5 protein-coding genes and 1 pseudogene are annotated in these 6341 nt (G+C 74.0%); 2 read left to right on the top strand and 4 right to left on the bottom strand.

Annotated elements, in window-relative coordinates:
• Positions 1-164: 164 nt before the first annotated feature.
• From RIF68_RS23490 to RIF68_RS23475, 4 genes are all read right to left on the bottom strand, one after another.
• A complete protein-coding gene (locus tag RIF68_RS23490) occupies positions 165-581 on the bottom strand; it encodes an STAS domain-containing protein (RefSeq protein ID WP_309053273.1) in 417 nt (138 codons plus the stop codon).
• A 133-nt stretch (positions 582-714) separates the two neighbouring features.
• Positions 715-1116, bottom strand: coding sequence for an ATP-binding protein (locus RIF68_RS23485; protein WP_309053272.1), 402 nt, complete (start codon positions 1114-1116; stop codon positions 715-717).
• Positions 1117-1540: 424 nt separating this feature from the next.
• Positions 1541-3937 carry an excinuclease ABC subunit UvrA gene (locus RIF68_RS23480; RefSeq protein WP_309053271.1) on the bottom strand — a complete coding sequence of 799 codons (2397 nt, stop codon included), beginning with the start codon at positions 3935-3937 and terminating at the stop codon, positions 1541-1543.
• A 121-nt stretch (positions 3938-4058) separates the two neighbouring features.
• Entirely contained in the window at positions 4059-5012 is a 954-nt protein-coding gene (locus tag RIF68_RS23475) for a glycerophosphodiester phosphodiesterase family protein (RefSeq protein WP_309053270.1), read from the bottom strand.
• A gap of 211 nt (positions 5013-5223) precedes the next feature.
• Here RIF68_RS23475 and RIF68_RS23470 point away from each other — a divergent pair, with 211 nt between their 5' ends.
• Positions 5224-5970, top strand: a complete 747-nt coding sequence (locus tag RIF68_RS23470; protein ID WP_309053269.1) for a helix-turn-helix domain-containing protein — start codon at positions 5224-5226, stop codon at positions 5968-5970.
• Positions 5971-6135: 165 nt separating this feature from the next.
• Positions 6136-6341, top strand: a pseudogene (locus RIF68_RS23465) (hypothetical protein); the annotation flags it as partial.

Raw genomic sequence — 6341 nt, 5'->3', positions numbered from 1 at the left:
CCGCCGCCCGGAGGGGGGGAGACCGGGCGGCGGCTGGGGGGTGTACACCCGGCCCCGCGTCTACCCCGCCGCGCCGCGTTCACGCGTCGGGATCGAGGCGGATCCCAGGAGTGTTCCGGACGGCACGTGAACCGGCCGCACCGTGTGCGGCCGGCGCCGGTCCGTCACGGCAGACCGGCGTCGGCCCGGTCCGGCGCGAAGTGGAAGAGGCGCTGGGTGCCGGTGATCTCGAAGAGCCGGCCCAGCTGGCTCGGCAGCGGACCCACCAGCACCAGTCGGGCATGGCTGCCGTGCGCGGTGAGGAGCTCGTACAGGAACGACGAGTCCCCGAAGGTCACGTGGGAGACGTCGAGGAACGTGCACACGTTCGCCGCGCGCCCCGCGTCCGCCAGGGCCTTGCGGAGGCAGCCGGCGCACTCGCTGTCGAACTCGCCGCTCGCCGTCAGCAGCACGGTGCCGGGCGACGCGGGCTCCTCCCACCCGATCCGGGCCTGCCCCCTCGGCGCCCGGTAGAGGCGCCGGCCGGAGGCGAGGAAGGTGTGGGGGACGACACCGTGTCCGAAGCGGTCGTTCGTCACCACGGGGATGCGCCTCGATCCTGGGGCGAGGGGAGGCGCGGAAGGTCCGCGCCCACGTCCCTCCAGTGTGCTCCCCCGGGGCCGGGGGCGCAGGCGGGAACCCCGGGGCACGCCCCGCGGACCGGTGGCGCGCGGTTCAGCCGGTACAGATGTGCGCGTGCACGGTCTTGCCGTCGCCGTCGACGGGGCGGATCGAGAGGTCGTCCGCCAGGCGGCTCACGAGCAGCCATCCGTAGCCGCCGAGGGCGCCCGAGGGGTCGGGGGCCCTCGGCCGCGGCGGGTCGGGGCTGTGGTCGGTGACCTCGATGTCGATGCCGTCGTGCCGCACGGCGAGGTCCAGCGAGCAGGGGCCGTGGGTGTGCCGGACGGCGTTCGTCACGAGCTCGCACGTCACGAGCAGCGCGTCCTCCTCGTCGCGACGGCGGACCGTCAGACCGGCGAGCAGTGCCTCGTCGATGATGCCCCGGACCTCTTGCCGGGCCTGGGCGGCGGCCCCCGAGCCCCGCAGCTCGCGGTGCCGGCGGAGGAAGGGCGTCACGTGTCTCACTCCCTCGGTGAGCGGGGCGTTCTCTGAACCGTACGTCTGCCCGCCACTCGCCGACAGATTCGTGAACTACGGGGAGAAACAGTGAAAAACCCTCGTATGGCGTGAAGCGGCCGATCCCCGTGCCGGACCGCCGGCCACGGCACCCGTCAGCGGAACGGGGTCCCCGCCGAGCCGGCCGGGTGTCGTGGCCGAGGGGCCGTGGGGCGCGGCCGCATCCTGTCGGTCGCCGAAGCGAACCTCGCGCGGCGCAAGATCGCCGCATCAAAATAACGCGTGCGCGCTCACGGCGTACGGGAGGTCCACGGAGCGTTACCGTTCCCCCGGATCCCGGACGGATCGCCGGAGATTCACCCCCCGCTTCTTTCCCGGCCGGGACCGTCCGCCGACGGCGCCGGCCCCCGTCGCCCTGCCCCTGTCAGGCGCCCACGTACTGCGCCAGGTGTTCCCCGGTCAGCGTGGAGCGGGCCGCCACCAGCTCCGCCGGCGTGCCCTCGAAGACGATCCGGCCGCCGTCGTGCCCCGCCCCGGGACCGAGATCCACGATCCAGTCGGCGTGCGCCATCACCGCGGGGTGGTGCTCGATGACGACGACCGACCTGCCCGAGTCCACCAGCCGGTCGAGCAGCCCGAGGAGCTGCTCCACGTCCGCCAGGTGAAGCCCCGTGGTCGGCTCGTCCAGGACGTACACCCCGCCCTTGTCCGCCATGTGCGTGGCGAGCTTGAGCCGCTGCCGCTCCCCGCCGGACAGGGTCGTCAGCGGCTGACCGAGGGTCAGGTAGCCGAGGCCCACGTCGGAGAGCCGCTCCAGGATCCGGTGCGCGGCCGGGGTGCGCGCCTCACCGGAGGCGAAGAACGCCTCCGCCTCGTCCACCGGCATGGCGAGCACCTCACTGATGTCCCTGCCGCCGAGGCGGTACTCCAGGACCGAGGCCTGGAACCGCTTCCCCTCGCACTCCTCACAGGTCGTCGCGACCCCCGCCATCATCGCCAGGTCCGTGAAGACCACCCCGGCACCGTTGCAGGTCGGGCAGGCTCCCTCCGAATTCGCGCTGAACAGCGCCGGCTTGACCCCGTTGGCCTTGGCGAACGCCTTGCGGATCGGGTCGAGCAGCCCCGTGTACGTCGCCGGGTTGCTGCGCCGTGACCCACGGATCGGGGCCTGGTCGACCGGGACGACCTCCACCCCGGGCGGAATCGACCCGTGCAGCAGCGAGCTCTTGCCCGACCCGGCGACCCCCGTGACCACGCACAGCACCCCGAGCGGGATGTCGACGTCCACGTCCCGCAGATTGTGGGCGTTCGCGCCCCGGATCTCCAGCGCGCCGGTGGGTGTGCGCACCGACTCCTTCAGGGAGGCCCGGTCGTCCAGGTGGCGGCCCGTCACCGTGTCCGAGGCGCGCAGCCCCTCCACGGTGCCCTCGAAACAGACGCTTCCGCCCGCCGTACCGGCACCCGGACCGAGGTCCACCACATGGTCGGCGACGGCGATGGTCTGCGGCTTGTGCTCCACCACCAGGACCGTGTTGCCCTTGTCCCGCAGCCGGAGCAGCAGGGTGTTCATCCGCTGGATGTCGTGCGGGTGCAGGCCCGTGGTCGGCTCGTCGAAGACGTACGTCGTGTCGGTGAGGGAGGAGCCGAGGTGGCGGATCATCTTGACGCGCTGCGCCTCACCGCCCGAGAGGGTGCCCGCCGGGCGGTCCAGCGACAGATATCCCAGGCCGATCTCCTCGAACGAGTCGAGCGTCCGCCGCAGGGTGCCGAGCAGCGGCGCCACCGACGGCTCGTCCAACCCGCGCACCCAGGCCGCCAGGTCGGTGATCTGCATCGCGCAGGCGTCCGCGATGCTGATCCCCTTGATCCTCGAGGTCCGCGCCCCCTCGCTCAGCCGGGTGCCGTCGCAGTCGGGGCACGTCGTGAAGGTCACCGCCCGCTCCACGAACTCCCGGATGTGCGGCTGCATGCCCTCCTTGTCCTTGGAGAGCATCGACTTCTGGATCCGGGGGACCAGCCCCTCGTACGTCATGTTGATCCCCGCGATCTTCATCCGCGTCGGCTCGCGGTACAGGAAGTCGTGGAGCTCCCGCTCGGTGAACTCGCGGACCGGCTTGTCCGCGGGGAAGAAGCCGGACTCGCTGTAGAGCCGGGCGCTCCAGCCGCCGCCCTTGAAGCCCGGCACGGTGATCGCGCCCTCGTCGAGGGTCCTGGACGCGTCGTAGAGCTGCGCCGGGTCGAGCTCCGAGACCGTGCCCCGTCCCTCGCAGCGCGGGCACATGCCGCCGGTGCGCGAGAAGGTGGCCTTCTCCGCCTTCCTGGTGGTGCCGCGCTCCACCGTGATGGCGCCGCTCGCCCGGACCGAGGGCACGTTGAAGGCGTACGCGCTCGGCGGTCCGATGTGGGGGTCGCCGAGCCGGCTGAAGAGGATCCGCAGCATCGCGTTGGCGTCGGTGGCCGTCCCCACCGTGGAGCGCGGGTCGGCGCCCATGCGCTGCTGGTCCACGATGATCGCGGTCGTCAGCCCTTCGAGGACGTCGACCTCGGGGCGGCCCGGCGTCGGCATGAACCCCTGGACGAAGGCGCTGTACGTCTCGTTGATCAGCCGCTGCGACTCCGCGGCGATGGTGTCGAACACCAGGGAACTCTTGCCCGAGCCGGACACACCGGTGAACACCGTCAGGCGCCGCTTGGGGATCTCGATGCTGACGTCCTTCAGGTTGTTCTCGCGCGCCCCGTGCACGCGGATCAGATCGTGGCTGTCCGCGACGTGCGGCGTGGCCGGCGCCGTACCGGCTTCCGTCCCCTTGGCCTTGCTCATCGTGTCTCCCCTGTGCCGGGCGGGCCGCTCGCCACGCCCTCGTGGCCCGAAGCGTAGGCGATGCCCGCCCGGCGGGAGAGGAGGAACGGCAAGGCCCCGGACAGCCCGCCGGGGGCCCGGTCTACGCCCCCGCGGCCCGGCCCGTCAGCCAGCCCGCGAGCTCCGTCGGACGGTTGGTGATGACCCCGTCGACGCCCAGGGCGTCCAGCTCCTTCCAGCGGGCCGGCCGGTCGACCGTCCACACGTTCACCGCCACCCCCGCCGCGTGCAGCTCCTGCACGGCGAGCGGGCGGGCCGACAGGCCGCGGTCCGAGACGTTGTACGCGGCCAGGCCCAACTCCCCGGCCACCGCCACCGGATCGGGGTCCAGAGTGTCCCGCAGCAGCCCCAGCGGCAGCTCCGGCGCGAGCTCCCGGACGTACCGCAGGGCGGCCGGATCGAAGCTCTGGACGAAGACCCGGTCGGTCATCCGCAGGCTCCGGACCTCCCGGACGATCCGGTCCACCTCCTGGCGCCCGTGCGGGCCCTTGATCTCCAGGAGCAGCCTGCCCCCGCGCGTCCGCAGGTCCGTCAGCTGGGCGGCGAGGGTGGGGACCCGGGCCCCGGCGAAGGCGGGCGCGAACCAGGACCCGGCGTCCAGGGCGTCGAGCTGGGCGGAGGTGAGCGAGCGGATCGGTCCCGTGCCGTCGGTGGTCCGGTCGACGGTGGAGTCGTGCAGGACGTACGGCACGCCGTCCTTGCTCGGCTGCACGTCGTTCTCGATCCAGACCGCTCCGCCGCGGCGGGCCACCTCGTCCGCGATCAGGGTGTTCTCCGGCGCCGCGGAGGAGGCGCCCCGGTGGGCGATGACCGTCATCGGCTCGCCGGCCCGGCGGACCCAGGAGCGGGAGGAGGCGGGCGCACCGGGCGCGGCCGGCGCGGCGACAGGGGCGGACGCGGCGTGCGGCGCGCCGCCGGCCGGTTCGGACAGGAGCAGCGACGGGGCGGCCAGGACGAGGACGGCGGCGAGCGCCGTCGACCCGTAGCCGAGGTGGTGGGGACGCGCCCGGGGCGCGCTCGGTGGTACGTCGTTCATGAAGGCCGAGCCTAGAGGCGGCGGATGACCCTGCCGGGACCCCACACCGGACGCCGTGTGACGACTCGGCAAAGGACGGCCATCCGCTCGCGGGGCGCGACGCGCGGAGCGAACTCCTGGCCGGACGGCCCGGCCCGGGTGCATGGTGGAAGGCGTGCCCGGAGCCGTGCCGTCGGGGGACAACGGCCGGGCGGAGAGACAGGGGGGACCCATGGACACCGGTACGACCACGGCGCGAAGAGCGGCGCGGGTGACGGCGGGCATCGCCGGCGGTCGGGACGCGGCGCCCGGCGGGCGCGGGCGCGGCGTGCTGGAGGGGGCGTTCGCCCTCCTCGACGCCCTCCGCAGGACCGGCGACGAGGCCGGCGTGACCGAACTGGCCCTCGCCTGCGGCGTTCCCAAAGGCAGCGTGCACCGGCTCCTCGACCAGCTGGTCGCCGTCGGCGCCGTCGAACGCAGGGGCTCCCGCTACCGGGTCGGGCCCCAGCTGTACCGCCTCGGCCAGGCCTGGGAGCCCCACCCCGGGCTCCGCCCCGCCGCCCGGCTGCCGGTCCAGCGGCTGCGCGCCGCCACCGGCGCCAGTGTCGTCCTCACCGTGCTGCGCGAGGACATGGCGATCACCGTCGGCTCCGTGCCCGGGGAACTGGAGGCAGTGGTCCCGGTCCGGGACGGCACCGCCTTCCACCTCGACACCGCCGCCGGCCGGGCCCTGCGCGGTCCCCGGCAGGGCGGCGCGGTCCTCGACCGGGAGGACGTGATGGACGGGGTGTGCTGCGCCGCGCTTCCGGTGCGCGCCCCCGACGGACGGATCGTCGCCGCGCTCGCCGGGCTGGTCCCGGCCGGCCGCCGGCTCGACGCGCTCGCCCAGGCCGTGGCCGAGGCGGGCGCCGCGATCACCCGGGTCCTCGCCCGGGGCGTGCCCCGCGGGACCGTCCCGCCCGCCGCGCTCGTCCGCTGACCGGCCGCCGGAGGCGGTGCGTTCCGTCCAGCGGAACGCGCGGAGAACCGGCGGGGCGGTCCGGGGCACAGTGGGTGACGTGCCGGGGGGAACGGCACACCGGCCCGCCGGAGCGCGGGCCGGGACCACTGTCACGCGAGTGACCCGAGTGTGGGGGGACACCACATGCGCAAGAACCGGACCGCACGCCTCGCCGCCACCGCTCTGCTGGGCCTCGGCAGCGTCGGCCTCTTCGCCGGCACCGCCCAGGCCGAGCCGATCGACTACGTGAAGATCGAGCTGTTCGAGCTGCACTGCCAGAAGAACAGCGAGGGCGACCACGACGAGGCCTACCTCAAGATCACCGACGCCAACGGCAACGCCGTCAAGGT

Origin of the sequence: Streptomyces sp., assembly GCF_031178505.1 — a bacterium.
GTDB classification, from domain to species: domain Bacteria; phylum Actinomycetota; class Actinomycetes; order Streptomycetales; family Streptomycetaceae; genus Streptomyces; species Streptomyces gulbargensis.
This window is presented reverse-complemented; position numbering and strand designations above follow the sequence as displayed.

Coding starts and splice junctions, on each gene's coding strand:
- RIF68_RS23480 (WP_309053271.1), bottom strand. CDS start 3,937: ATGAGCAAGGCCAAGGGGACGGAAGCCGGTACGGCGCCGGCCACGCCG.
- RIF68_RS23475 (WP_309053270.1), bottom strand. CDS start 5,012: ATGAACGACGTACCACCGAGCGCGCCCCGGGCGCGTCCCCACCACCTC.
- RIF68_RS23470 (WP_309053269.1), top strand. CDS start 5,224: ATGGACACCGGTACGACCACGGCGCGAAGAGCGGCGCGGGTGACGGCG.